This is a genomic window from Croceibacterium selenioxidans (assembly GCF_018599195.1).
In the GTDB taxonomy this organism is placed as follows: Bacteria; Pseudomonadota; Alphaproteobacteria; order Sphingomonadales; family Sphingomonadaceae; genus Croceibacterium_A; species Croceibacterium_A selenioxidans.
Window position 1 is genome coordinate 113725 of sequence record NZ_JAHFVK010000002.1, and the last position, 24229, is coordinate 137953.

Here is a 24229-nt window from a genome sequence, read left to right on the forward strand (position 1 = left end):
TGTTTGGCCGGCGCGGGGAAGGAGCGGTCTTAAGCTTGTCTGCGCCGACTAGCGCGTGGCGTTATAGGCCAGCTGGTCTTCGGTCAGCTGGAAGCCCACCAGCACCTCGAAGGTCGCCTGCGCCAGAGCCGCCCGCACGGTGGGATCGGTCAGCGGGTCGATGGCGGCCTCTTCCTCGCCCGCGCGGCGGCGGCGAACGATGCGCTCGCGAACGTCCGGCGCAAGCGTCGCGGCGGCGCGGTTGACCACGCCACCGGCGGTGCCGCTGGCCTGCGCCCGCTCTTCGCCGTCGGCAAAGTTGAGCGTGACCGAACCGATCCGCTTGGCCACGACCGCGTCTCCGCCGCGCACGACGGTGGAGAAATAGGGCAGCGTGACGGTGCGCGGCCCGCGTACGTCGCGGCGCTGGGCGACCACGTCGAACGTCACGTTGGCGTAGACGTCGTTGCCGGTATCGTCGCACTGGCTACGCACGTTGGTGATCGACGCGGTCATGTCGAGCGCGTCGATCGTGCGGGCGGATTCGGGAGAGAACAGCGTGATGTTGCCGGTATAGTCGGGGACGCCCACCGCCGGACACACCGACCGGAGCGCAGTGATGCCGACACCTTCCTGTACCACGAGATCACCGGTCTTGGCGCAACCGGCCAGGGCGGCTGACGCGGCGGTCACGGTAAACAGAGCTGTCCGGAAGCGCATCCCAATTCCTTGTCCCAAATTATCGGCGCAGGCCCTAGCCCTTTCGCCACGACGCGACAACAGCTAGAGGGGCCCCGATGAACGCGCCCTTTCAGAATGAGGCCACCGGGCCGAGTGAAACCGGTGAAGCCAAAGCGCCGCTAACGGTGCTGATCGCCGCTCCGCGAGGTTTCTGCGCCGGGGTCGATCGCGCTATCGAAATCGTCGAGCGCGCGATCGATCGGTTTGGGGCTCCGGTCTACGTACGACACGAAATTGTGCACAACCGCTTCGTGGTCGAGAGCCTGAAAGCCAAGGGCGCGGTCTTCGTGGACGAACTTGACCAGGTGCCGGAAGGTGTTCCGGTAGTCTTCAGCGCGCATGGCGTGCCCAAGTCCGTCCCCGCGGAAGCCAAGCGCCGGGAGATGACCTACCTGGACGCTACCTGCCCGCTGGTGAGCAAGGTCCACCGCCAGGCCGAACGCCAACTGGAAGCGAACCGCCACATCATCTTCATCGGTCATCGCGGCCATCCCGAAGCCGTCGGGACTTACGGACAGGTGCCCGAGGGCTCGATGACCGTGATCGAAACGGTCGAGGAGGTCGAAAGCCTCGATTTCCCCGCTGAGGCACCACTCGCTTTCCTGACGCAGACGACGCTTTCGGTGGACGACACCGCCCAGGTCGTGGCCGCTCTCAAAGCCAAGTATCCGCACATCGTCGGGCCCAAGGCCGAAGACATCTGCTACGCCACTTCCAACCGGCAAGCCGCGGTCAAGGAGATCGCCGGCAAGTGCGAACTCGTATTGGTGATCGGCGCACCCAATTCTTCCAACTCGGTGCGCCTGGTCGAAGTGGCGGAGCGCTGCGGGACCAAGGCGCGGCTGATCCAACGAGCAGGCGAGATCGACCCTTCCTGGCTCGATGGCGTATCGTCACTCGGCCTGACTGCCGGAGCCTCCGCGCCCGAGCCGCTCGTCCTCGAAGTCATCGAGCGTCTCCGGGAGTGGCGGGAACTGGCAGTGAATGAGGTCGTCACCGCTCACGAACAGATCGTCTTCAAGCTGCCGCGCCAGTTGATCGACTAAGCTCGTGGCCGTCTACACAACGCTTTCGGCCGCCGAGCTGGCCGCGCTCATCGCGCAGTACGATGTCGGCGAACTGGTCTCAGCCAAGGGCATCGCCGAGGGCGTGTCCAATTCGAACTGGCTGATCGAAACGTCCGGACATGGCGGTCAGGCCGAGCGATTCATCCTGACGATGTACGAAGCCCGCGTCGATGCGGCGGACTTGCCGTTCTTCCTCGGACTCCTCGATCATCTCGCCGCCAGGGGCAGCCCGGTTCCTCGCACGATCCACGACCGCGATGGCGCGGCTTCGCGGACGGTTCAGGGCAAGGCCGTGGCCTTGATCGAGTTTCTCCCCGGTGTCTCGGTCGATGATCCCAGCGCCGAGCAGGCTCGCGCCGTGGGTGAGGCGCTTGCCGGTATTCACATCGCGTCGGCTGACTTCGCAGGCCAGCGCGCCAACGGCATGTCGCTGCCGCAGTGGCACAAGCTGTTCGATGACTGCGGAGAGGCGGGCTTGCGCTCGATCGACCCCGAGCTTCCCGGTCTCGTCAGGCGCGAACTCGATTTCCTTTCGGCGAACTGGCCCGAAGACCTGCCCCACTCGGTCATCCACGCCGATCTCTTTCCCGACAACGTCCTGTTGCTGGGCGATCAGGTTTGTGGCCTGATCGACTTCTATTTCGCCTGCACGGACATCACCGCCTACGACCTGGCAGTAACCCATTCGGCCTGGTGCTTTGCGAAGGACGGCCGTTTCAAGCCGGACATCGCCGAGGCTCTCGTCGCGGGATATGCGTCACGTCGCAGCCTGTCCGCCGCCGAGTGGAGCGCCCTGCCCCTGCTGGCGCGCGGGGCCGCGCTGCGGTTCGTCGCGACGCGCGCGTATGACTGGCTCAACACCCCGGCCGATGCGCTCGTGACACGCAAGGATCCGATGGATTTCGCCCGCCGGCTGGCTTTCTATGCCACCGAGGGCGAGCGGGCTTTCCCGCGCGTGGTGGCCTGAGCGACATGAAGCACGTCGACATTTTCACTGACGGTGCCTGCAAGGGAAACCCGGGTCCGGGCGGCTGGGGCGTGCTGCTGCGCATGGGCCCGCACGAGAAGGAACTGAGCGGCGGCGAGGCGCACACGACCAATAACCGCATGGAGATGACCGCCGTCATCCGCGGCCTCCGGGCGCTGATCGAACCTTGCGAGGTCACAATCCATTCGGACAGCCGCTACGTGATCGACGGCATGACCAAGTGGATTCACGGCTGGCAGAAGAAGGGCTGGGTCAACGCCAGCAAGAAGCCGGTCCGCAATGAAGACCTGTGGCACGAATTGATCGCCGCGGCCGCGCCGCACCGGATCAGCTGGCAATGGGTCAAGGGACACGACGGCCACGTCGAGAACGAACGCGTCGATCGCCTGGCGTGTGAGGCGGCTGAGGCGGCGCGGGGTTGAGCTGACGCCCGAAGGCCCCACCCCTTCGGAAAGGCGTTACTGGCGGCTGACGCGGCCGCTAGGTCTTTGGGTCCTCTGCCGTCGCGCTTGAATGCCCGAGATGGGTGGTTAGCGGACATTCAATCGTCAGCGCGGTAGGGTCGCCCTCGCCCTATCGCCATCGCCGCGTCGTGAGGCAGGCGCGTCTCAAATCGGACGAGTTGTTTTGCCGCATCGGAGTCACCGAGACGGGCCGCACGCCTGAGCCAGCGCCGGTAGTCCTGCAGATCGCCACGATTAAAGCAGGTCATAGCCAAGTTGTAGGCGGCTGGCGGATGCCCGAGACGAGCGGCACGGTAGGCCAACCCAGGAGAAGAATGGGAGTCCGCCATGCGACCCCGTTTCGCCGTGAGCCGACTTAGCTCGGTCAAAGCATTCGGTTCTCTTCGAAGCGCCAGGTGCCGTAAAATGCCGAAACCGTCACCGGGCGAGTGGCCGTCAAGCCATGTCTGCGTTTTGGCCGTCAGGCGGTCTCTGGGTGGTGCGGTCATGCATCGATCTACCCAGCTCAGATGAGGCACTCAACTTTTGTAGTGGGTGGAAGCGGACAATAACTAGCTCGGCTGTCCGTTGAACCAGGAGGTCGCGACGATGAACTCCTCCGCCTGCTCAGGAGAAGGGAACGGGCCTACCAGTCTGCCTGAGTGACGTGATTGGAAAGTAGTCCCCTCGGACAGTCCACTCTCGCCCACGATATCTAGAACTAGCCCAGGCGCCGTGGTGAATAGAGCTCCGCGTCGAGCGCCTCGGTCATCTCGTCACGCGGCAACTCCAACAGAAGTTGCGCTGCTAAACGCGCGGCGGCCGGAGCGGTCTGAATGCCGAATCCGCCTTGTCCGGCGAACCAGAAGAACCCGTCGCGCGAGCCGTCGAAGCCGTAGATCGGCAGCCTGTCGGGGGCGAAGCTGCGCAGTCCCGCCCACTTGCGCTCCACCGCGGCAACTCGCCAATCGACCACATGTTCGAAGCGATCGATGGCGATGGCCACGTCGAGTTCCTCGGGCGCCACGTCATTCGCCGGGCTCGGCGTCTCGTCATGCGGGCTGAGCCACAAGCGGCCGTGCTCGGGCTTGAAGTAGAATTGCCCTGAGATGTCGAGCACCAGCGGCAAGTCGGTTGGCGGCGGCGGGTCGGTGCGAAGCTGGATCACCGTACGGCGCAGCGGTGTTATGCCCAGGGCTGGCGCGCCCGCCAGTCCGGCGACCCGATCGGCCCATGCTCCCGCCGCGTTCACCAGGATGCCTGCGTGAGCTTCCCCGCTTCGCCCGAAAGAGAGCCGCCAACCCTCGCCTTCACGCTCGGCGCTCTCGAGCGCGCAGCCCGTGCGCAACTCGGCGCCGGCTTGCCGCGCAAGCGACAGATAGTGCTGGTGCAACCCGGCGACGTCGATGTCCGCGCAAGCGGGTTCGGATATGGCAAGCGTCCATTCCGGCCGGAGTCCCGCCATCCGCTGCTCCAGCGACGAACGGCCGAGCTTGTCGATATGAACCCCGGTGCCCCCGAAACGCTCGAGGAAGGCGTCGATCGCCGGTTCATCCTCGGCCCGCCCGAGGTAGAGCGCCCCTCGCGGCGCCAACATGCCGTGATGGCGCAGGTACTGGCCGGACGCGAGCGTGAGCGGGACCACTCCCGGGCCGCCGTAGCACTCTTCCCAGAACGCGGCGGAGCGGCCAGTCGCATGATAGCCAGGCGTATTCTCCGCTTCGGCAACCAGCACCTTGGCATAGGGAGCGAGTTCGGCGGCCATACTCGCGCCGGCCATTCCGGCGCCGATGACGGCAATATCGTAACGGGTACTCACGTCGGCAAAACTTCCTCGAGAAAAGCGTCGATACCGGCCAAAGCCCGCTGACGGACCGCGTCGGATTCGCGAAGAATCTCGTGCCCCGCCTCCGGCCCGAACCACAGAGTCCGCGCCCGAGGCAGTCGCTTCGCCGCCTGGTGGATGGCACGCGATCCGACAAGCCGGTCAGCACGCGTTGCGACAATATAGACCGGAAGGTCAATGGCCTCGAGGGCGCCCGGCCTATTGAGCCACCTTATCGATGCGAGCGCGCCAGCTACCCAGCCCCAGCTCCCGGTAGCCATGACCAGTTCGGGCCGCTCATGTCTCCACCAGAGCTCGTCCGCGTAGCGCTCATCGTGGTGAGTCAGCAGGGCTTGGCGCCCTTCGGGCAGCTCTCCAGGTTTCTCGCTCCATTTCCAGGCCGGCCGGCGCGCGTCGCCCAGCGACGCCATGAAGCGAGCGAAGGCGTGCTTAAGCGCAAGCGGCAAGACCTCGGGCGGGACGTCGAGCATGGGCGCGCTCAAGATCAGGGCGGCGGCTGCTGGAACCAGCCCGCGTTCGGCAACGGCCCTCAGGGCGAGATGTCCTCCCATCGAATGACCAACGAGGACCAGGGGGGCCTTTCTGCCTTCGGCCCACTCGCGCCAGAAGGCCGACAGATCCGCGGTCCACTCCGTGAACTCACTTATATGCCCGGTTACCTCGTCTAGTCCAAAGCGTCCGGACCCGGCCTGGCCGCGCCAATCGGCGGCAGTCACGCGCCAACCCTGGCCATGCCAGTGATCCAGCACCTCGAGATACTTTTCATATGCATCACCGCGACCAGGCATGAACAGCAGCGATCCCCGCGCCTTTGACGGCTCCGACCAGTCGATCCGGCGAATCAGATGTCCATCGGGCGCTGTCCAGCGGCTTTCGATTGCGCCAGGCGGAATGGCTCGGCGATCGAATAGCTTGGTGGTCAAGTTGGTTACTTGGCTAACTCCGGCCTCCCGCCAGTGGTTACTTTTTAGTAAGTCATCTCCGCTAGCACCAGACCGCCGCATTGGGGATCTCCCCGGCGAGATGGGGTTTCGATGCTAGACGATCCATTCCGGTACGGGTTGCTTATTGCTTTGGCAATTGCACTGCTGACGGCGGCAATTACCGACCTGCGCAGCCGCAAGATCGCTAACTGGCTGAACGCCGGCATCGCTTTGGCGGCGCCGCTGTTCTGGTGGGCAAGCGGCATGGATCTTTGGCCGGACGTGGCCATGCAGCTTGCCCTGGCCCTGCTCACTTTTGCCGTTTTATGCGGCCTCTTCGCTCTCGGCCAAATGGGAGGCGGCGATATCAAGCTGCTGACCGCGTTGGCGCTATGGATAGCTCCTTTCGCGTTCCTCCAGCTGCTTGTGCTGATGGCGCTGATCGGGGGCTTCCTGACCATACTGTTCGGCGCCTGGCATCTCATGCGCCGTCAGCGTGACAAGATCGCGATCCCGTACGGATTGGCAATCGCCGCGGCGGGGCTCTGGATCCTTGGCTCCACCTACCTAGCGGTGGCTTCGGCCACCGCTACGGCCGGTTGAACCCGATCTTAACCATTACTCACCTAGAACCTCCGCAATCGTCTCATTTGGACCCTTAAGAAGGCAACACGCATCATGGACAGGAAAAAGCTGGTTCTGCTGCTTGGAGCGCTGATCGTAGCGATCGGTACCGCTTTCGCCGCCCGCAGCATGCTGACCGGGGCGGCCGCTCCGCAAGTAGATGCCGCTGCAGTGCCTGCAGAGCCCCAGGGTCCCAAGGTCCTGGTCGCCAAGCGTGCGCTGCCGATTGGCACGATCATCACTGCAGACGCCATTGGATTCCAGCTCTGGCCGCAGGAGATGGTTCAGGACGCCTATTTCCTCGATGGCGAAGCCGACATGTCCAAGCTCATCGGCACAGTCGTTCGCAATCCGATCACCGCGGGCGAGCCGGTCACCCAGGGCTCGCTGGTGAGCCCGGGCGATCGCGGCTTCCTCGCCGCGGCGCTTGGACCGGGCATGCGTGCGGTGACCGTTCCGGTTTCCGCTCAGACCGGCGTGGGCGGCTTCATCTTCCCGGGTGACCGGGTGGACCTGATGTTGACGCAGTCGGTCTCGGGCGAAGGTCAGGAACTCAAGGCCACCGAGACCATTCTGCGCAACCTGCGCGTCCTGGCGACCGACAAGTTCACAGAAACCGAAACGACGCCAGACGGCAAGACCGTCGTCCGCAACGTCAGCACGGTCACGCTCGAAGTGACGCCGAAGATCGCCGAAAAGATCTCCGTCGCGCAGACGGTGGGTTCGCTGAGCCTGTCGCTCCGCTCGATCGCCGACAACCAGACCGAGCTCGAACGCGCGATCGCGTCGGGCGCGGTGGACCTGCCTGAAGGCGCCACGAAGGAGCAGGAAGAAAAGCTTCTGCGCCAGGCGATGGCGCGTCCGCAGGACGGGGCTTCGACCTTTGTGACCGGCGGCGATATTTCGCGCTTCCAGCGTAGCTCGATGCCGGCCCAGTCCTCGTCGTCCCCGGCTCCGGCCGGAGCAGCGGTCGCGGCAGGCCCGGTGGTTCCCTCGGGCCCGACAGTCCGCGTGACCCGCGGCAAGGACACCACGGTAGAATCGGTCGGCCGAGGCGCTGGGGCGCTGCTCGACCGCACTGGTCAAGGCGCGCGCGCAGTCGGACGGACCGCGCCCGCCGCCAGCGCCGCCATGACAGCTTTCTAAGGTAGTTTCATGATTTTCGAAGCGGGAAACCTCGGCCGAACCAAGGCTAGCGAGAAGGTAAGGGGCAAGACAATGAAGAGTCGCGTTCTCAAGACAGTGCTGGTCGCAGCCTGCGCCCTTGCGCCGCTGGCCGCTGCCTCCTCTGGCCCGGCGATGGCCCAGGCTATCGTCAGCCCGGCGCAGGATATCGCCCTGTCTATCGGACGCGGCCAACTGGTTACCGTACCGGGCAACATGGCCGACATCTTTGTCTCCAACGAGACCGTGGCCGACGTCCAGGTCAAGTCGCAACGCCAGCTCTATGTCTTCGGCAAGGCCGGCGGCGAGACCACGGTCTACGCCAGCAACGGCGCCGGAGATATCATCTGGTCGGCCAATGTCCGCGTCGCTTCGAACATCGACAGCGTCGATCAGATGCTGACTTTGGCGATGCCCGATGCGAACATCCGTGTTGCCACTATGGGCATCAACACCGTGCTGCTGACCGGAACGGTTGCGGCTCCGGAAGATGCCGCCGAGGCCGAGCGCCTGGTCACCGCCTTCATGGGCGACACCACCAATGTGGTCTCCCGCCTTCGCATGGCAACGCCGCTGCAGGTGAACTTGCGCGTTCGCTTTGCGGAGGTCAGCCGTTCGCTGGTTCGCGCGCTGGGTGTGAACCTGACGACGGTGGACACAACCAGCGGATTCCGTTTCGGCATCGGCCAAGGCCGGTCCACGGTCAACGGCGCGTTTAACTATGGTGGCCCTCTCGGCGTCGGACCAGGTATCGGGAATCCCTCGGTGATGCTTCCGCCGGGAGTTACCCTTCCCGATGGTTCTACCTCGATCACCGGCCCCGGCGTGAATTCGGTGACCGGCGGGACCACGCTCGGTGGCCTCGGCCGCTTCCTTGGACTTGATGTTCTCAGCTCGCTCGATCTTGCCGAACAAGACGGCCTTTCGACGACCCTCGCAGAGCCGAACCTGACGGCTCTTTCTGGTGAGACCGCGGAATTCCTCGCGGGCGGCGAGTTCCCGATCCCGCTGAGCCAGGGTCTCGGCACGACCACCATCGAATACAAGAACTACGGCGTCAGCTTGGCATACACCCCTACGGTGCTGGCCAACGGCCGAATTTCCCTGCGGGTAAGACCCGAGGTGTCGGAGTTGACGTCGCAGGGTGCGGTGACGCTCGGCGGCGTGCAGGTTCCGGCGCTGACCGTGCGGCGTGCCGAAACGACGGTGGAACTCGGCTCTGGCCAGAGCTTCATGATCGCCGGCCTGCTTAGCAACAAATCGCAGAACCTGATCGACAAGGCGCCGGGAGCCGGCGACATTCCGATCTTGGGCGCCCTGTTCCGTTCGACCAATTTCCAACGCAACCAGACCGAACTCGTAATAGTTGTGACGCCTTACCTCGTGCGTCCGGTCGACGACAGCGAGATCCGCTTGCCGACCGATGGTTTCCAGGTCCCTGACCCGGTCCAGCAATACCTGCTGATGAAGGACAACAACGGTGCAACCGGCGGGACCCGCCCGATGCCGCGTGCTGCCGAGGGTGGCACACCTCCGCAGGTCGGGCAGGCCGAGCAGGTCACTCCGGACCAGACTGCCGACAACCGCCGCCGCATTGGCGAGGAAACCGCCGGTGCCGAACCCGCGTCACCCGGCTTCAGCCTCTAAGGGAAAGGTGAACCAGATGATCCTTCGCAAGAACAGCCCGGTCGCCGCGGCACTCGCCCTCTCCCTCGGAGTGGTTCTGTCCGGCTGCTCCACGTCCGACAATCAAGGCAACATGACACTGAACAGTGTCGCCCAGCCCGTTGTCGAGCGCCAGAATTTCGCTATCGACCTGGCTTCCAATGCCAACGGTCTCTCCTACCCCGAACAGCAACGGCTGGCCGGCTGGTTTGAGACGATGAACCTCAAGTACGGTGACCGGGTTGCCCTCGACGGTGCGGTCATCGACCAGGCCGTCCAGGACCAGGTCTCCGCTATCGCCGCTCGTTATGGCATCTTGCTCAGCGCGGGTGCGCCGGTCACGGACGGGTTCGTCAATCCGGGCACCGTTCGCGTCGTGGTTTCGCGCACTCGCGCTTACGTCCCCGATTGCCCCAACTGGACCGACAAGGCCCAGGGGAATGGCACTTCGAGCGGATTTGGCTGCGCGATTAATTCAAACTTTGCCGCGATGGTCGCCGATCCGGAGCATCTGCTGCATGGCGCCACGGGCACGGGTGAAACCGTGGTCATGAGTTCGACGAAAGCGATCGACAGCTATCGTGAGCAGAAGCCGACTGGCGGCCAACCGCTCAGCGGCGTCAGCACCACTCAAGGAGCTAAGTGATGAATTCGCCTTGGAAACCAGGCCCCCTGGGCAATCGCGATCCCTTCGCGGCGTTCATCTGCGACGAGAGCGCGCTCGACGTTTTGCGGCCGGTTGTCATCGAGATGGGGTGGCAGCCTGAGAAGTGTAACAAGGGCGGGCTGCGCAACGCGGTCCAGTCGCTGTCGATCTCGGCCAGTCCCGCGATCCTCATGGTTGACCTGTCGGAAAGCGGCGATCCGCTCAATGACATCAACGCGCTGGCCGAAGTCTGCGAACCCGGCACGGTGGTGATTGCCGTCGGCCAGGTCAATGACGTGCGCCTCTATCGCGATCTGCTGGCCAGCGGCATTCACGATTACCTGCTGAAGCCGCTCTCGGCGAGCCAGGTGCGTGACTCGCTGACCCAGGCTCAAGCCGTGTTCATGGCCCCGCGCAATGCCGATGGCGAGGGGGTCAAGTCCCACGTCTCGACGGCGGTGGTGGGTACGCGTGGCGGCGTCGGTGCCTCTACCCTCGCGACCTCGCTCGCCTGGCTGCTGAGTGCCGATCACAAGCGGCCGACCGCGTTGCTCGATCTCGACGTGCACTTCGGCACCGGTGCGCTTGCGCTCGACCTTGAACCGGGCCGCGGCCTTACCGACGCGATCGAGAACCCGAGCCGTATCGACGGTCTGTTCATCGAACGCGCGATGATCCGCGCCAACGATCACCTGTCGGTCCTTTCGGCAGAAGCACCGATCAACTCGCCGCTGCTGACCGATGGGGCCGCCTTCGTGCAACTGGAGGAGGAATTCCGCCAGGCGTTCGAAATGACGGTCATCGACATGCCGCGCAACATGCTGATCAACTTCCCGCATCTGCTGGCGGACGTGAATGTGGTGACCTTGGTCACTGAGATGACCTTGGCATCCGCTCGCGACACCATCCGCATCCTTGCCTGGCTCAAGAGCAACGCGCCCAACGCACAGCCCTTGATCGTGGCCAACAAGGTTCAGGCAGGCGCGAGCGAGATCAGCCGAAACGACTTCGAAGCCTCGATCGAACGCAAGGTCAATTACCTGATCCCCTACGACCTCAAGGCCGCAACCAACGCGGCGAAGCTGGGCCAGACCTTTGCCGATGCCAATCGGACGGCGAAGTCGGGCCAGACGATCCGCGATATCGCCAAAGCTATCCTGGGCGTGAGTGACGACGACGGCGCCAGCTTGGCGGAAGGCACCACCAACGCTTCGTTGCTGGGCAAGTTGGATCTGAAGTCGCTGCTGGCCAAGAAGGCAAAGGGCAAAACGCGGGAAGCCGAGCTCGGCTAAGTGAGTGAAAGTGCGGGTCCATGGCCCGCACCGGTTTGGACAAGCGATCGGACACGCAAGGGCGGAACATGAGCATCATCCAGCTATTGCTAGTGAGCGGCGGCCTCTTGACGGTGCTGATCCTCGCCTATCTGGCCTTTGCCGGAAAATCTCCGGTGAAGGAGGGGCAACGGCGGCTGCAATCCGTCCGATACCGCCATTCCGAAAACACGCTCGACCGCGTTGAATCCCAGTTGAAGAAGGCCATCGCGGCGCGAAAGCCGAAGTTCCACCGGGTAGCGGGCTCCGGCTCTCGCCAGGAGGCGCTTGCCATTCGGCTGCAGCGCACGGGCAAGAGCTGGACAGTATCGCAATATCTCTATGGCTCGCTCGGTCTCGCGGTCGCCACGCTGGTCATCATGTATCTGCGCAGTGGTTCGGCCCCGCTCTCCCTGGCGCTGGCCGTGCTGGTTGGCGCCGGACTGCCTCACCTTGTTGTCGGTCATCTGATCAAGAAGCGCACCAACAAGTTCAACGCCAAGTTCCCGGACGGGATCGAATTGCTGGTCCGCGGCCTGCGCTCGGGGTTGCCGGTTTCCGAAACACTCTCAGTCGTCGGCCAGGAAGTGCCGGGGCCCGTCGGGGAGGAATTCCGGACAGCCGTCGAACGCATGAAGATCGGGCGCACGATGGAAGAGTCCCTCCAGGTCACCGCAGATAAGCTGGGCACTGCGGAGTTCCAGTTCTTCGTGATCACGTTGGCGATCCAGCGCGAGACCGGCGGTAACCTGGCGGAGACCTTGAGCAACCTTGCCGACGTGCTGCGCAAGCGCGCGCAGATGAAGCTGAAAATTCGCGCGATGAGCTCGGAGTCAAAAGCGTCCGCCTACATCGTCGGCGCTCTGCCCTTCATCGTCTTCGCCGCCATTTGGTGGATCAATCCCACCTACGCGACGCGATTCTTCGTTGAAGAGAGGCTCATCGTGACTGGTCTTGGCGGGCTCGTCTGGATGTCGATCGGGGCCTTCATCATGGCCAAGATGGTCAGCTTCGAAATCTGAGCGGGAAACGGACACAACCATGATCACCCCGGCCGCAGGTCCCACCCTCCTCGGAGTCGACGTCGTCCTAGTCGGTTCGCTACTCGCGGGCGTTGCCGCGGCAGCGATGCTGTACGTCATCTACGGCGTCCTGACCGTCCGGGACCCGATGGCCAAGCGTATCAAGTCGCTCAACGCTCGCCGCGACGAGTTGAAGTCGGGTCTAACGACTTCCACCGGCCGCAAGCGCCAAAGCCTGTTGCGCCGAACCGAGACCACGGACCGGGTGAAAGAGACTCTGGCCGGGATGAAGGTCCTTCAGGACAGCCAGATCAAGGCGATCCAACAGCTGCTCGCGCAAGCCGGATACCGCAACAAGGAATACGCGGTCATCGTCATCTTCGCGCGCATGATCCTGCCGATCGTGCTTGGCTTTATCGGGGTCGTCGCCCTCTACTGGATGGACATGTTCCCCGACTGGAGCAGCTTCAAGCGCTTCATGGCTTTCGCCGCGCTCGTCGTCGGCGGGTATAAAGGCCCTGAAACCTTCCTGAAAAACAAGGCGAAGAAGCGCACCGACGAGATCCGCAAGGGCCTTCCCGATGCGCTAGACCTGTTGGTGATCTGCGCGGAAGCGGGCCTTACTGTCGATGCCGGCTTCAATCGCGTCGCCAAGGAACTGGGCCGCGCCTATCCCGAATTGGGGGACGAATTCGCCCTCACTGCGATCGAACTGTCGTTCCTCACAGAGCGGCGGCAGGCGTTCGAGAACTTCGCCTATCGTGTCGACCTCGAGGCGATCAAGGGCGTCGTGACGACGATGATTCAGACCGAACGCTATGGTACGCCGTTGGCTTCGGCGCTCCGCGTCCTCTCTGCCGAATTCCGCAACGAGCGCATGATGCGCGCGGAAGAGAAGGCGGCGCGACTGCCGGCGATTATGACCGTGCCGCTGATCCTGTTCATTCTGCCCGTCCTGTTCATCGCCATCCTCGGACCGGCAGCTTGCGATCTCTCGGATGCCTTTGGCGGCAAGGCGCCCGGTACCTAAATTCCGGAATATCTAATCAGTTGCCCGATGGGCGAGAGGGGGAGCCCCGCGGTCTCGGCCGCGGGGCCTTTCGCTATTGGACGCCGGGGCCTTTCGCTATTGGACGCCGAAGTTGTCGTTATCGATATCGTCCGCGTCGAGGTCGACGACTTCGCCCCGCACCCTTTCCAACAGGCGGCGAAACTGATCGACTTCCTCCGTGGCGAAATTGGCGAACAAGCGCCGTTCCATCTCCAGTGCCAGCGGCATTATCTCGTCCCGCATCCTTACTCCCGAAGCCGTAAGCTCGAGCAGATGCGAACGACCGTCCTGGGCATTCGGGCGGCGTTCGGCCAATTCCCGTTCTTCCAGCACCTTGCACGCCCGGTTGACTGCCACTTTATCCATCACGGTAAGACTGGTCAGTTCGCGCTGCGTCAGTGGGCCGGAATCGCCGAGAACCGCCATTACCCGCCATTCGGGCACACTAAGACCGAAGCGCTGACGGTACTCCAAAGCGATGCGGCCGCTTACCGCATTCGAGGTAATCGACAGCTGGTAAGGCAGGAATTCACTAAGAGGCGTTTTCTGGTTCATCGGACCGAATGTGTTCCAGTGAGAGGCGCAATGCAAGCGGTGGCGGGGCAGTGCACGAGTTCTAGCGTAGCGAGGCAGGCAAGACGAAGCGACCAGCGACCGCGTCCAGCCTTGCCGCGGCGCGGCGATCCCACTGCTCCGGCGGAGTCACGAAAGCCTGATCCAGCACGCGGTCGATAGGGCTTGGCTCTCGTACCGCAGGCAACGAGCCAGCCAACCGCACCAGGGTCGCTCGAGCGCGTTCCACATTCTGGCGCATCACCTCGAGAATCGCCGAGACCTCTACCGCCGCCCCATCCTCCTTCCAGGAGTCGAAGTCCGTGACCATCGCAAGCAGAGCGTAGGGCAGCTCCGCCTCGCGGGCGAGGCGTGCTTCGGGCATCGCCGTCATCCCGATCACGTCCGCGCCCCACTGGCGGTACAGGCGACTTTCGGCGCGGGTCGAGAACTGCGGCCCCTCGATCGCGATGTAGCAGCCGCCGCGGTGCACGCGCGCGCCGGTCTCCTCTGCGGCGGCGGCCGCGTAGCCTGAAAGTCGGGGACACATGGGATCCGCCAGCCCGACATGGGCGACGATTCCCGGCGTGAAGAAAGACCTCGCCCTGCCCTCTGTTCGGTCGATCAACTGGTCAACCGCGACGAAATCGCCTGGCGCCATCTCCTCCCGCAGCGATCCGATGGCGGACAATGCCAGGACGTCGGTCACGCCGCAGCGCTTCAACACATCGATGTTTGCGCGGTAGTTTATGTCGGACGGGGCCAGCCGATGGCCTTCGCCGTGACGCGGCAGAAACGTAAAGCGCACGCCTTCGATCAATCCCGTTGTCACGGGCGCAGATGGATCTCCGAAGGCGCTGGCGACGTTGATCTGCTGCGCCATTTCAAGCGCGTGGGCGGTGTAGAGACCCGACCCGCCGATGACCCCGATATGCCAATGCGCCACTGGGGGCCGTCCTCTTCGCTATTTCGGGGGCATACGGATCGCGCCGTCGAGGCGCACCGTCTCGCCGTTGAAGTACCCGGTCTCGAGCATCGTCATGACCAGATTGGCGTATTCTTCCGGCCGCCCAAGTCGCTTGGGAAACGGAACCGCCGCCGCCAGAGACTGCTGCGCCGCTTCGGGCAGGCCCGCCAGCAAAGGAGTATTGAAGATACCGGGCAGGATCGTGTTGACGCGGATTCCTTCCGACATCAGATCGCGCGCCACGGGCAGGGTCATCCCGGCAACGGCTGCCTTGGACGCCGCATAGGCCACCTGTCCGATCTGCCCGTCGACCGCGGCCACGGAGGCCGTGCAGACGATGGCGCCCCGCTCCCCATCCTCGAGTCCGTCGAGCGTCATCATGCCGGCAGCGGCTTTCGCCACGCACTGGAAGGTGCCGAGCAGGTTCACCTTGATGGTCTTCATGAACAGGTCGACCGGGAAATGGCTGATCGCACCGGTCTCCCGGTCGCGGCGGGTTGTCTTGCCGATGGTGCCGATCCCGGCGCAGGTAACCAGCACTCGTTCCTGCCCATGCGCCTCGCGCGCCTTGGCGAAGCCGGCATCGACCGAAGCCTCGTCGGACACATCGACCTTGCAGACGATCCCACCTATCTCTTCAGCCACCTGGCGGCCGCGTTCCTCGTTGAGGTCGAACAGGGCGACCTTGGCGCCTTTCGCCGCCAGCGCCCTGGCGCTCGCTTCACCGAGGCCCGACGCGCCACCCGTGACGATTGCGGCAATCGAAGAATCAATTCTCATCGTCCCCGGTCCTTCAGCCTGGAAATCCGCCTCTCAAACTTCTCGATCGGCGCCTTAGCGCGCACCGGACAACGGTCAAGCATCCTGCCCGAACGAGCCCCAAGAGGTCTCAATCGAAACCTGTTGCGCTTTTGTCACAGGACGAAATCGAAAGCGCCACATGAATGTGATTTGAATTGAAACGAGTTCGCCAGTCCAGCACGTCCCGTTCAGGCAATACAATCTCACCCAAGTTCGCAGGGACGATTAGGCGGGCGGGAAGGAGCGTATTGCAGGTCAACGTCCGGCACGCCGGATACGATTGGGGACTGATCTGTGAACATCCAAAGCTATTTGAAGGGCGCCGTTGCGCCCATCGCCATCGTTGCCGCGTTCGTCGGGCAACAGGCTATTGCACAAGATACCACGACCGACAGCGGACAGGCTGCGACCAGCGAAGGCGAAGTGATCATCGTCACGGGTTCGCGCCTCAACCGGCCTGACCTCGACGCTTCGAGCCCGGTGGTGGCCGTCACCGCCGAACAGCTGCAGATTTCCGGTACCAACACTCCGGAAGAATTCATCCGCACCCTGCCGCAGGCCGTTCCGGCCATTGGTGGCAACACCAACAACGGCAACCCGGGCGTGGCCACGGTCGACCTCCGCAACCTCGGTGAAGAGCGCACGCTCGTCCTCGTCGACGGCAAGCGCTTCGTTCCTTACGACTCCAACGGCGTTGTCGACCTCAACATGATCCCGGCCGCTCTGATCGAGCGCGTGGAAGTTCTGACCGGCGGCGCCTCGTCGGTTTACGGTTCGGACGCGATCGCCGGCGTCGTCAACTTCGTGCTCAAGCAAGACTTCGAAGGCCTCGAGGCTGACGGCCAGCTCGGTCTGACGCAGAAGGGCGACGGTTTCGAGCGTTCGTTCAGCGTGACCATGGGCGTCAACAGCGAAGACGGCCGGGGCAACCTTGTCGCCAATGTCGGTTGGGTTAAGACCGACGCTGTGACGCAGGGTGACCGCGCGTACTCGCGCAATGTGCTGGACTCAACGCTTAGCGCGGGCGGCGGCAGTTCCACGAACGCCGCAGGCACCATCCGCGGTCTCGTCTCGTCGGCCTGCCTTGGCGGCACGACTGCTGGCGTCTGCACCTTCGATACGAACGGCAACCTGATCCCGTATGTTGCCGAAATTCACGGCTTCAACTTCAATCCCTACAACCTGCTGCAAGCGCCGCAGGAAAAGTGGACCGCTACGGCACTCGGGAGCTATGAGATCACCGACGCGATCGAGTTCTTCGGACGTGCTTCGTTCGCAAACACGCGCGTTACGACGATTGTTGCCCATTCGGGCACTTTCAACTTCCCGTTCGACATTAGGGTCGGTGACGACCCCTCGACGCCGGAAGTTGAACTCGCGAACCCGAATTTGAACGCTCAAGCGATTGGCGTCCTTGCTGAAAATGACACAGACGGCGATGGCGTCGTCAGAGTGCCAATTGGCCGCCGAACCATTGAAATCGGTACGCGTGACTCAATCTATGAAAACACTGCCTATCAGTTCGTGGGCGGCTTCCGTGGCGAGATCGTCGAAGGTTTAAGCTGGGAAGCATTTGGTCAGTGGGGCCGCACCAGCCGTACGCAGACCTTTGCGAACGACATCTCGTTCGCCCGTACTCAGGCGGGAATTACTGACGGTACGGTCAACTTGTTCGGTGCCGGCAATCTGACTCAGGAGGCGGGCAACGCGATCCGTCTTGACCTGCAACAATACGATACCACCTCGCAGACGGTTGCGGGCGGCTACCTCACCTACGATCTGCCTTTCGCGCTCGGTGGCACGAAGACCGGTGGTCTTGTCGGCGGTGTCGAGTACCGCAAAGAGCATTCGACGGCTAATCCAGACGAGAACCTGATCCAGGGCAATGCGCCCGGCTTCGGTTCATCGACTCCGATCGACGCTCAGATCGAGATCAAGGAAGTCTACGGCGAAGCCAAGCTTCCAATCTTCGACATCGCCAGCATTGAAGCCGGTATCCGTTATGCCGACTACCAGAACCGCGACAATCTCACGGGTCAGGGCAATAAGTTTAACACGACCAGCTGGAAGATTGGCGGCGATATCGAGCCGATCGACGGTATTCGTCTCCGTGCCATGTACCAGCGTGCGGTCCGTGCCCCGAACCTGAACGAGATCGGTCAGCCGATCACTCCCAGCACCGGTGACCTTACTGCCGATCCCTGCTCTTCGTTCGATGACGATGGCAATCCGAACCTGGATGCGGCCGCTTACGCAGCGGGAGGACCGCTTGCTCAGCTCTGTCTTGCCACCGGCGTTCCGGCAGCTGCCGCGGCCGCAGAAGTGGTCGGCGGTCCGATCGCTGGACAGATCAACAACTACATTGGCGGCGAAATCAGCCTTACGCCCGAAAAGTCGGAAACCATCACAGCTGGGATCGTCTTCAATCCGTCATTCCTGCCTGGCTTCTCGGCAACCGTCGACTACTATGACATCAAGGTTAAGAACGCGATCCTTCAACTCCCGGAGGAAGAAATCGTCCGCCTCTGCTACTTTGTGGAGCAGGATGCTTCCAGCGAGTTCTGCCAGCGGATTCACCGCAATCCGATTGACGGCAGCCTCAGCGGCGGCACCGAAACCGGTGTGGACGCCACTAACACCAACGCGGGCTTCCTCGCGGCCAAGGGCATCGACGTCACGGCGCAGTATCAGTTCGACGTAGGTGCGGATTCGACCCTGGCGTTCGGCGTGAATGCAACTCGCACCCTCGCCAGCGAATTCCAATCCACCGAACTCTCTGACGTCGTCGAATGCGAAGGCCTCGTCGGTAAGGTCTGTCTCCGCCCAGTTCCGAAGTGGCAGTTCGTCCAGACGACGACGTTCGAGTCGGGTCCGGCCATGGTCCAGCTCCGCTGGCGCTACATCGGCAAGCTGACCAACGACACGGTTGCCTTTGGCACGGCTGATGCGGCGGACTTCGCGGTGCCGGTCATCGGTGCGCGTAGCTACTTCGACCTGTTCAGCAGCGTCGATGTCACGGACAACATGACCTTCCGCTTCGGCATCAACAACCTGCTCGACAAGAAGCCGCCGATCGTCGGTAACGACTACGGTGGCACGACCGAGAACAGCGGCAACACCTTCCCGGCGACCTACGAGCCGCTCGGACGGAACTTCTTCATCGGCGCCAACGCGCGCTTCTGATCGAAGTAGGCCGACAAAAATCGGGGGCGGCGGATCATTCCGCCGCCCCCTTTTTTGTGTGGTGTTGAAGGGATCGAGCCGGCGAGCCGTCCGCTCATGCCTGGCTAAAGAGTGTCGCTAAAGCCTATGCGGCCATGATGGGCTGCGTGCGCATCGAGCATCTGGCGCACGAATTCCCGCTCCTCTGCATCGAGGAATGGGTTCCAGACGTCGAAAATCAAAATCAGGCGCGGTTCGTCGCTATCGTTCCAGGCTTCATGCTGAATGGTGTCATCAAACGCCCAGGCCTGCCCGGGCACCCACTCGCGCGTTTCCGCGCCAACGCGAAAGCCGCAGCCCGGCGGAACGATCAACGGCAAGTGCACAGTAGCGCGCGCGTTGCTCACCCCGGTATGAACCGGAATACGCGTCCTGGGTGCAAGAACGGAGAAGAACGCGTTCGGCGTCCGGCCCTGCATATCCGCCAACGGCATCCGATCGAGCAAAGCGATCGTGCGCGGGCAGCGGGCCGCATTGGCTTCATTGCGCACGCCATGCTTCCAGAAGAAGAAGGCGCTCCATAGCTTGGAATGATCGAGCTCCGCCCACTGGTTGGCCGGAACGCCTGGCGGATTGTCGACATAGGGTACGAACGCCGGATCGTCCGCATTGGCAGCAACGGCCGTCGCCTCGGCAAGCAGCTCCGGTGTGGCGGCTTCAAGCTCTTCGAACCACGGCGTCACGGCCCGATCGAAGAAGGGAATGGCCGGCAAACGCGGGATCGAAAGGAACGTCGGTTCGGCAACGTAGACCGGCTGCTCACCTAGCAGGGCCGCCCTCGCCTCGCTCATCCTGATACTGGGCGCCGGTGCCTCCATCGACCGGCCGAGCGCTTCGTTGTCGCGCGCGACGGCCTCCTCCGCTCGTGCGATGAGAGGCTGGAAGCGGGGAGAGCCCCGGACATCCTCCGGCGCGGTGTCGAGGAATTGGCGGTAAACGATCGCCGCCTCGCGCGGGCGCCCCATGTCTTCCAGGAGTACGGCCTTCTGGAAGATCGCCTGGACGAAATAGGGATCTATGGCGAGAGCGCCGTCCAGCGCGTTCAACGAAGCCAGCTGGTCCCCCGCGGCCCTCTCCGCCGCCGCGAGATTGAACAGGAGAGCCGGCTGCCCGGGATCGGCAGCATTGGCCCGCCGAAACAGGTCGCGCGCCTCGATCGCCTCTCCTTTGGCGAGGTGCCAGTTCCCAAGCGCATTAAGCGCTGGACCGTGGCCAGGGTCCTGTTCGAGCAATGCCGTCCACTGCGCCATCGCCGTAGCGACATCGCCCCGTGCCATGGCCTGCCGCGCCGTCTGTTCGAACTCGCTGATCGATTTCATGCTTTAGTCGCCATGCCGTCAATCGGGCTCACTTGATGCGTTGCACCGTCTCCATGCCGGTGACGCCATCGACGTAGACACGATAACCGCTCATCATGCCGCGCTTGATCTCGACAGTCTGCCCCACCCGCAACCGATCGGCGAGATTGCGATCAGTGGTGACCTGCCACTCGTGACCGTTGTCGAGCACGAGGAGGGGACCTTTCCGGCCCGGCCGCATCTCCACGATCTTGGCGGTCACGCGCTCAGGCTCCGTCCGTACCTGGTTTGCCGCGAGGCCGAAGTTCTGTTCCGCTGCGGCTTGCCGTTCCGCTGAGGTCTGGGCTGGAATGGCCGCAGCCGCACTGGCCGGTGCCGCACTGACCGGAGCGGGGCTGGCAGGAGTCGCGACGGGCACCTCGTCATAACAGGCGAGACGTTGCTCTCGATCGGCAATGGCGCGACATTCTTCCACCGTCGGCGCGGCCCAGGCCGCTGCGCCTTGCGTGGCCAAGACGGCCGCTGCTGTTGCCCACATCCACCGCTTGGTCATCGAGAGGCCTCGTCCCTTGCCGACCGGAGGGCCAGCTTCGAGAGTCAGACTAGTGGCTTCCCCTGCAGTCTCAAGCGCGAAGAGGCCGTTAGCCCCGTGCGATTTGCCTCAGGCGACAGCGATGTTGAGTACCCCGTCGCCTTCGTCGACCTTGACCGTGCTGCCGTCCGGGACCTCGCCTGAGAGCAGCATCTCGGCCAGAGGATCCTGCAGGTACCGCTGCACGGCTCGCTTCAGCGGCCGGGCGCCGTAGACGGGGTCGTAGCCGACCCGCCCGAGCCAGCGCCGCGCCGCGTCGGTCAGTTCGAGCGTAATCTTGCGATCCTTGAGCAGGCGCTGCACCCGCTCGACCTGAATATCGACGATCGGCGCCATGTGTTCGGGCGCAAGCCGGTGGAACAGGATGATCTCGTCCAGACGGTTGAGGAATTCGGGTCGGAAATGTGCGCGCACGACCTCCATTACCTGCGGCTCGACATCCTCTACCTTCTGGCCTTCGTCCAGGTTGGAGAGGTACTGGCTGCCGAGGTTGCTGGTCAGGATGATCAGGGTGTTCGAGAAGTTGACCACCCGGCCCTGCCCGTCGGTCAGGCGCCCGTCGTCCAGAACTTGGAGCAGGACGTTGAACACGTCCGGGTGCGCCTTCTCGACCTCGTCGAACAGCACGACCTGATAGGGCCGCCGCCGCACGGCTTCGGTCAGCACGCCGCCTTCCTCGTAGCCTACATAGCCCGGAGGCGCGCCGATCAGGCGAGCGACCGCATGCTTCTCCATGAATTCGCTCATGTCGATGCGCACCATCGCTGTGTCGTCATCGAACAGGAACGCGGCGAGAGCCTTGGTCAGTTCGGTCTTGCCGACGCCCGTGGGGCCGAGGAACAGGAAGCTGCCGAGCGGCCGATTGGGGTCCTGCAAGCCGGCACGCGCGCGGCGTACGGCCTTTGAGACGGCCTCCACCGCTTGCTCCTGGCCGATGACCCGCGTGCCGATGACTTCTTCCATCCTGAGCAGCTTCTCGCGCTCGCCCTGCATCATCTTATCGACGGGAACACCGGTCCAGCGGCTCACGACCGAGGCGATATCGTCTTCGGTCACTTCTTCGCGCAGCAAGGCGTTTTCCTGGTGCCCTTGCGCCTCGGCAAGCTGCTTCTCGAGCTCGGGAATCCGACCGTACGAAAGCTCCCCGGCGCGGCCCAGATCGCCGGTCCGCTGCGCCTGCTCCAGCTCGATCCGCGCCTGGTCGAGCTGCTCCTTGATCTTCGCCTCGGCGTGGATCTTCTCGCGCTCGTTCTGCCAGCGGGTGGTCAGTTCCGAGGACTGCTGTTCGAGGTTCGCCAACTCTTCCCGCAAGGCGATGAGGCGATCCTTGGACGCCTCGTCCTTCTCCTTGGCAAGTGCGGACTCTTCGATCTTGAGCTGTATGATGCGCCGGTCGAGCCCTTCGATTTCCTCGGGCTTGCTTTCCACTTCCATTCGGATGCGGCTGGCAGCCTCGTCCATCAGGTCGATCGCCTTGTCGGGCAGGAAGCGGTCGGAGATGTAGCGGTTTGACAACTGCGCGGCCGCAACGATCGCACCATCCGTGATCCGCACACCGTGGTGGAGCTCGTACTTCTCCTTGAGCCCCCGCAGGATGCTGATGGTGTCCTCTACGCTGGGCTCGTTGACGTAGATCGGCTGGAAGCGACGCTGAAGCGCGGCGTCCTTTTCGACGTACTTCTGGTACTCGTCGAGCGTGGTCGCGCCGATGCAATGCAGCTCCCCGCGAGCCAGGGCGGGCTTGAGCAGGTTGCCCGCATCCATCGAGCCCTCGGACGCGCCCGCGCCTATCAGCGTGTGCATCTCGTCGATGAACAGGATGATGTCGCCCTCGGCGCCCTTGACCTCGTCGAGCACGGCCTTGAGCCGTTCCTCGAACTCACCACGATACTTCGCCCCGGCGATCAGCGAACCCATGTCCAGGCTCATCAGCTTACGGCCCTTGAGGCTGTCGGGCACGTCGCCATTGGCGATGCGCAGCGCGAGGCCTTCGACCACGGCTGTCTTGCCGGTACCGGGCTCGCCGATCAGGACGGGGTTGTTCTTCGTGCGGCGAGCGAGAATCTGGATTGTCCGGCGGATTTCCTCGTCACGGCCGATCACCGGGTCGAGCTTGCCGTCACGCGCGGCCTGAGTCAGGTCGCGCGCGTACTTCTTCATCGCGTCGTAGCTCTCTTCGGCCGAAGAGCTGTGGGCAGACCGCCCGCCCGTCGCGTCCTGGATCGCGGTTTCGAGCGCCTTGGGATCGACATGCGCCGCCTTTAGCGCCTGCCCCGCCGCCGTGGTCGTGGCGAGCGCAAGCGCTTGCAGGATGCGCTGGACCGGAACGAAGCTGTCACCCGCCTTGGTGGCCAGTTGCTCCGCCTGGTCGAGGATGCGGACCGTGTCGTTGTCGAGGCCCGGCGTCGACTGGGCTCCGCCACCTGACACCGCCGGAATCTTGGCCAGCGCCGCATCTACCCCGTCGACAGCGACCCTGGCGTCGCCGCCGGCGCGTTGGATCAACTGCGCTGCCATGCCTTCGCTATCGTCCAGCAACGCCTTAAGCAGGTGCTCGGGCGTAATGCGCTGATGGCTCAAGCGAATGGCGACAGTTTGCGCAGCCTGGAGAAAGCCCTTGGCGCGGTCGGTGAACTTTTCGAGATTCATGGAAGCCCCTCAAATCCTGTCGAGCCTAAGATGGTTTCGCGGTTGGGCAACGCAAGAGTGGCTGGTGTCTTAGTGTCCTATTCCAGTGGAAGGCAGGTCAATCTGATACTCCGATAACGAGTTCCTCAGAGTCCGAGTTCCGACAGTCCGGGATGGTCGTCGGGACGGCGACCCAGCGGCCAGTGGAACTTCCGTTCGGCCTCGGTGATCGGCAGGTCATTGATGCTGGCGATCCGCAGCCGCATCAGGCCGTGCTCGTCGAATTCCCAGTTCTCGTTTCCATACGAGCGGAACCACGAGCCGCTGTCGTCGCGCCATTCATAGGCGAAACGCACGGCAATACGGTTACCGGTGAAGGCCCAGAGCTCCTTGATCAGCCGGTAATCCAGTTCTCGTGACCACTTACGCTGCAGGAACCCTACGATCGCCTCACGCCCCTCCAAGAATTCGGCGCGGTTCCGCCACTTGCTGTCCGGAGTATAGGCGAGCGAAACCCGTTCAGGATCGCGCCCGTTCCAGGCGTCCTCCGCCATGCGCGCCTTCTGCGCGGCAGTTTCGGAGGTGAACGGCGGCAGCGGCGGACGGGGGGTAAACTCGGTCATGGTCTCTCCTTCGCTGCAGGAGGGTTAGGGTAAGCTCACCCGCCCTGTCACCCCTCGGAGAATCCTTACCGCAAGCC

The 24229-nt window shown here is 63.5% G+C and carries 21 protein-coding genes; 11 read left to right on the forward strand and 10 right to left on the reverse strand.

Annotation, left to right across the window (positions count from 1 at the left end; translation table 11 throughout):
• Nucleotides 1–48: 48 nt before the first annotated feature.
• Nucleotides 49–699, reverse strand: a complete 651-nt coding sequence (locus tag KK137_RS09415) for a hypothetical protein (protein ID WP_214536190.1) — start codon at nucleotides 697–699, stop codon at nucleotides 49–51.
• 77 nt (nucleotides 700–776) lie between these two features.
• On the opposite strand from KK137_RS09415, the gene ispH reads away from it, so the two are divergent.
• Genes ispH through rnhA form a run of 3 tightly spaced genes read left to right on the forward strand, consistent with a single transcriptional unit; the run spans nucleotide 777 to nucleotide 3197 of the window.
• Nucleotides 777–1766 carry a 4-hydroxy-3-methylbut-2-enyl diphosphate reductase gene (gene ispH / locus KK137_RS09420; RefSeq protein ID WP_214536191.1) on the forward strand — a complete coding sequence of 330 codons (990 nt, stop codon included), beginning with the start codon at nucleotides 777–779 and terminating at the stop codon, nucleotides 1764–1766.
• Between the two features lie 4 nt (nucleotides 1767–1770).
• Nucleotides 1771–2754, forward strand: coding sequence for a homoserine kinase (thrB, locus tag KK137_RS09425; protein ID WP_214536192.1), 984 nt, complete (start codon nucleotides 1771–1773; stop codon nucleotides 2752–2754).
• 5 nt (nucleotides 2755–2759) lie between these two features.
• Nucleotides 2760–3197, forward strand: a complete 438-nt coding sequence (gene rnhA / locus KK137_RS09430; RefSeq protein WP_214536193.1) for a ribonuclease HI — start codon at nucleotides 2760–2762, stop codon at nucleotides 3195–3197.
• Between the two features lie 742 nt (nucleotides 3198–3939).
• Here the strand turns inward: rnhA and KK137_RS09435 are convergent.
• The gene (locus KK137_RS09435; protein WP_338028034.1) at nucleotides 3940–5037 is read right to left on the reverse strand and encodes an NAD(P)/FAD-dependent oxidoreductase; all 1098 of its coding nucleotides are present in this window, start codon (nucleotides 5035–5037) and stop codon (nucleotides 3940–3942) included.
• Nucleotides 5034–5987 (reverse strand): alpha/beta hydrolase, encoded by a 954-nt coding sequence (locus tag KK137_RS09440; RefSeq protein ID WP_250893809.1) that lies wholly within the window; start codon nucleotides 5985–5987, stop codon nucleotides 5034–5036. Before KK137_RS09440 ends, KK137_RS09435 begins: the two co-directional genes overlap by 4 nt.
• 111 nt (nucleotides 5988–6098) lie before the next feature.
• Here KK137_RS09440 and KK137_RS09445 point away from each other — a divergent pair, with 111 nt between their 5' ends.
• The 7 genes from KK137_RS09445 to KK137_RS09475 all read left to right on the forward strand — a co-directional run bounded on the left by KK137_RS09445 (nucleotide 6099) and on the right by KK137_RS09475 (nucleotide 13448).
• On the forward strand, nucleotides 6099–6590 hold the full coding sequence (locus tag KK137_RS09445; RefSeq protein ID WP_214536195.1) for an A24 family peptidase: 492 nt from the start codon (nucleotides 6099–6101) through the stop codon (nucleotides 6588–6590).
• A gap of 75 nt (nucleotides 6591–6665) precedes the next feature.
• Nucleotides 6666–7757: a Flp pilus assembly protein CpaB gene (gene cpaB, locus KK137_RS09450; RefSeq protein ID WP_214536196.1), complete on the forward strand. Its 1092-nt coding sequence runs from the start codon at nucleotides 6666–6668 to the stop codon at nucleotides 7755–7757.
• Nucleotides 7758–7829: 72 nt separating this feature from the next.
• Nucleotides 7830–9422 carry a type II and III secretion system protein family protein gene (locus tag KK137_RS09455; RefSeq protein ID WP_214536197.1) on the forward strand — a complete coding sequence of 531 codons (1593 nt, stop codon included), beginning with the start codon at nucleotides 7830–7832 and terminating at the stop codon, nucleotides 9420–9422.
• A gap of 16 nt (nucleotides 9423–9438) precedes the next feature.
• Entirely contained in the window at nucleotides 9439–10086 is a 648-nt protein-coding gene (locus KK137_RS09460) for a CpaD family pilus assembly protein (protein WP_214536198.1), read from the forward strand.
• Entirely contained in the window at nucleotides 10086–11378 is a 1293-nt protein-coding gene (locus tag KK137_RS09465) for a pilus assembly protein CpaE (RefSeq protein ID WP_214536199.1), read from the forward strand. The genes KK137_RS09460 and KK137_RS09465 overlap by 1 nt, the downstream gene beginning before the upstream one ends.
• A gap of 68 nt (nucleotides 11379–11446) precedes the next feature.
• The gene (locus tag KK137_RS09470; RefSeq protein WP_214536200.1) at nucleotides 11447–12418 is read left to right on the forward strand and encodes a type II secretion system F family protein; all 972 of its coding nucleotides are present in this window, start codon (nucleotides 11447–11449) and stop codon (nucleotides 12416–12418) included.
• 19 nt (nucleotides 12419–12437) lie between these two features.
• Entirely contained in the window at nucleotides 12438–13448 is a 1011-nt protein-coding gene (locus tag KK137_RS09475) for a type II secretion system F family protein (RefSeq protein ID WP_214536201.1), read from the forward strand.
• A gap of 96 nt (nucleotides 13449–13544) precedes the next feature.
• Here the strand turns inward: KK137_RS09475 and KK137_RS09480 are convergent, their stop codons facing one another.
• The 3 genes from KK137_RS09480 to KK137_RS09490 form a co-directional block, all read right to left on the reverse strand.
• Nucleotides 13545–14024, reverse strand: coding sequence for a MarR family winged helix-turn-helix transcriptional regulator (locus tag KK137_RS09480; RefSeq protein ID WP_214536202.1), 480 nt, complete (start codon nucleotides 14022–14024; stop codon nucleotides 13545–13547).
• Nucleotides 14025–14085: 61 nt separating this feature from the next.
• The gene (gene mtnP, locus KK137_RS09485) at nucleotides 14086–14967 is read right to left on the reverse strand and encodes an S-methyl-5'-thioadenosine phosphorylase (RefSeq protein ID WP_214536203.1); all 882 of its coding nucleotides are present in this window, start codon (nucleotides 14965–14967) and stop codon (nucleotides 14086–14088) included.
• Between the two features lie 18 nt (nucleotides 14968–14985).
• The gene (locus tag KK137_RS09490; RefSeq protein ID WP_214536204.1) at nucleotides 14986–15768 is read right to left on the reverse strand and encodes an SDR family NAD(P)-dependent oxidoreductase; all 783 of its coding nucleotides are present in this window, start codon (nucleotides 15766–15768) and stop codon (nucleotides 14986–14988) included.
• A 315-nt stretch (nucleotides 15769–16083) separates the two neighbouring features.
• Here KK137_RS09490 and KK137_RS09495 point away from each other — a divergent pair, with 315 nt between their 5' ends.
• Nucleotides 16084–18972: a TonB-dependent receptor domain-containing protein gene (locus KK137_RS09495; RefSeq protein ID WP_214536205.1), complete on the forward strand. Its 2889-nt coding sequence runs from the start codon at nucleotides 16084–16086 to the stop codon at nucleotides 18970–18972.
• A 104-nt stretch (nucleotides 18973–19076) separates the two neighbouring features.
• Here KK137_RS09495 and KK137_RS09500 read toward each other — a convergent pair whose 3' ends face one another.
• From KK137_RS09500 to KK137_RS09515, 4 genes are all read right to left on the reverse strand, one after another.
• A complete protein-coding gene (locus tag KK137_RS09500; protein ID WP_214536206.1) occupies nucleotides 19077–20330 on the reverse strand; it encodes an aspartyl/asparaginyl beta-hydroxylase domain-containing protein in 1254 nt (417 codons plus the stop codon).
• 28 nt (nucleotides 20331–20358) lie between these two features.
• Entirely contained in the window at nucleotides 20359–20862 is a 504-nt protein-coding gene (locus KK137_RS09505; protein ID WP_214536207.1) for a hypothetical protein, read from the reverse strand.
• Between the two features lie 108 nt (nucleotides 20863–20970).
• Nucleotides 20971–23550 (reverse strand): ATP-dependent chaperone ClpB, encoded by a 2580-nt coding sequence (gene clpB / locus KK137_RS09510; RefSeq protein ID WP_214536208.1) that lies wholly within the window; start codon nucleotides 23548–23550, stop codon nucleotides 20971–20973.
• Nucleotides 23551–23675: 125 nt separating this feature from the next.
• Nucleotides 23676–24152: a nuclear transport factor 2 family protein gene (locus KK137_RS09515; protein ID WP_214536209.1), complete on the reverse strand. Its 477-nt coding sequence runs from the start codon at nucleotides 24150–24152 to the stop codon at nucleotides 23676–23678.
• Between the last annotated feature and the right edge of the window lie 77 nt (nucleotides 24153–24229).

What these genes read in the sequence shown, in the direction of transcription:
- KK137_RS09505 (WP_214536207.1), bottom strand. Translation starts at nt 20,862, where the DNA reads ATGACCAAGCGGTGGATGTGGGCAACAGCAGCGGCCGTCTTGGCCACG.
- KK137_RS09455 (WP_214536197.1), top strand. Translation starts at nt 7,830, where the DNA reads ATGAAGAGTCGCGTTCTCAAGACAGTGCTGGTCGCAGCCTGCGCCCTT.
- clpB (WP_214536208.1), bottom strand. Translation starts at nt 23,550, where the DNA reads ATGAATCTCGAAAAGTTCACCGACCGCGCCAAGGGCTTTCTCCAGGCT.
- cpaB (WP_214536196.1), top strand. Translation starts at nt 6,666, where the DNA reads ATGGACAGGAAAAAGCTGGTTCTGCTGCTTGGAGCGCTGATCGTAGCG.
- ispH (WP_214536191.1), top strand. Translation starts at nt 777, where the DNA reads ATGAACGCGCCCTTTCAGAATGAGGCCACCGGGCCGAGTGAAACCGGT.
- KK137_RS09480 (WP_214536202.1), bottom strand. Translation starts at nt 14,024, where the DNA reads ATGAACCAGAAAACGCCTCTTAGTGAATTCCTGCCTTACCAGCTGTCG.
- KK137_RS09470 (WP_214536200.1), top strand. Translation starts at nt 11,447, where the DNA reads ATGAGCATCATCCAGCTATTGCTAGTGAGCGGCGGCCTCTTGACGGTG.
- KK137_RS09415 (WP_214536190.1), bottom strand. Translation starts at nt 699, where the DNA reads ATGCGCTTCCGGACAGCTCTGTTTACCGTGACCGCCGCGTCAGCCGCC.
- rnhA (WP_214536193.1), top strand. Translation starts at nt 2,760, where the DNA reads ATGAAGCACGTCGACATTTTCACTGACGGTGCCTGCAAGGGAAACCCG.
- KK137_RS09475 (WP_214536201.1), top strand. Translation starts at nt 12,438, where the DNA reads ATGATCACCCCGGCCGCAGGTCCCACCCTCCTCGGAGTCGACGTCGTC.
- KK137_RS09465 (WP_214536199.1), top strand. Translation starts at nt 10,086, where the DNA reads ATGAATTCGCCTTGGAAACCAGGCCCCCTGGGCAATCGCGATCCCTTC.
- KK137_RS09445 (WP_214536195.1), top strand. Translation starts at nt 6,099, where the DNA reads ATGCTAGACGATCCATTCCGGTACGGGTTGCTTATTGCTTTGGCAATT.
- KK137_RS09460 (WP_214536198.1), top strand. Translation starts at nt 9,439, where the DNA reads ATGATCCTTCGCAAGAACAGCCCGGTCGCCGCGGCACTCGCCCTCTCC.
- KK137_RS09490 (WP_214536204.1), bottom strand. Translation starts at nt 15,768, where the DNA reads ATGAGAATTGATTCTTCGATTGCCGCAATCGTCACGGGTGGCGCGTCG.
- KK137_RS09515 (WP_214536209.1), bottom strand. Translation starts at nt 24,152, where the DNA reads ATGACCGAGTTTACCCCCCGTCCGCCGCTGCCGCCGTTCACCTCCGAA.
- KK137_RS09500 (WP_214536206.1), bottom strand. Translation starts at nt 20,330, where the DNA reads ATGAAATCGATCAGCGAGTTCGAACAGACGGCGCGGCAGGCCATGGCA.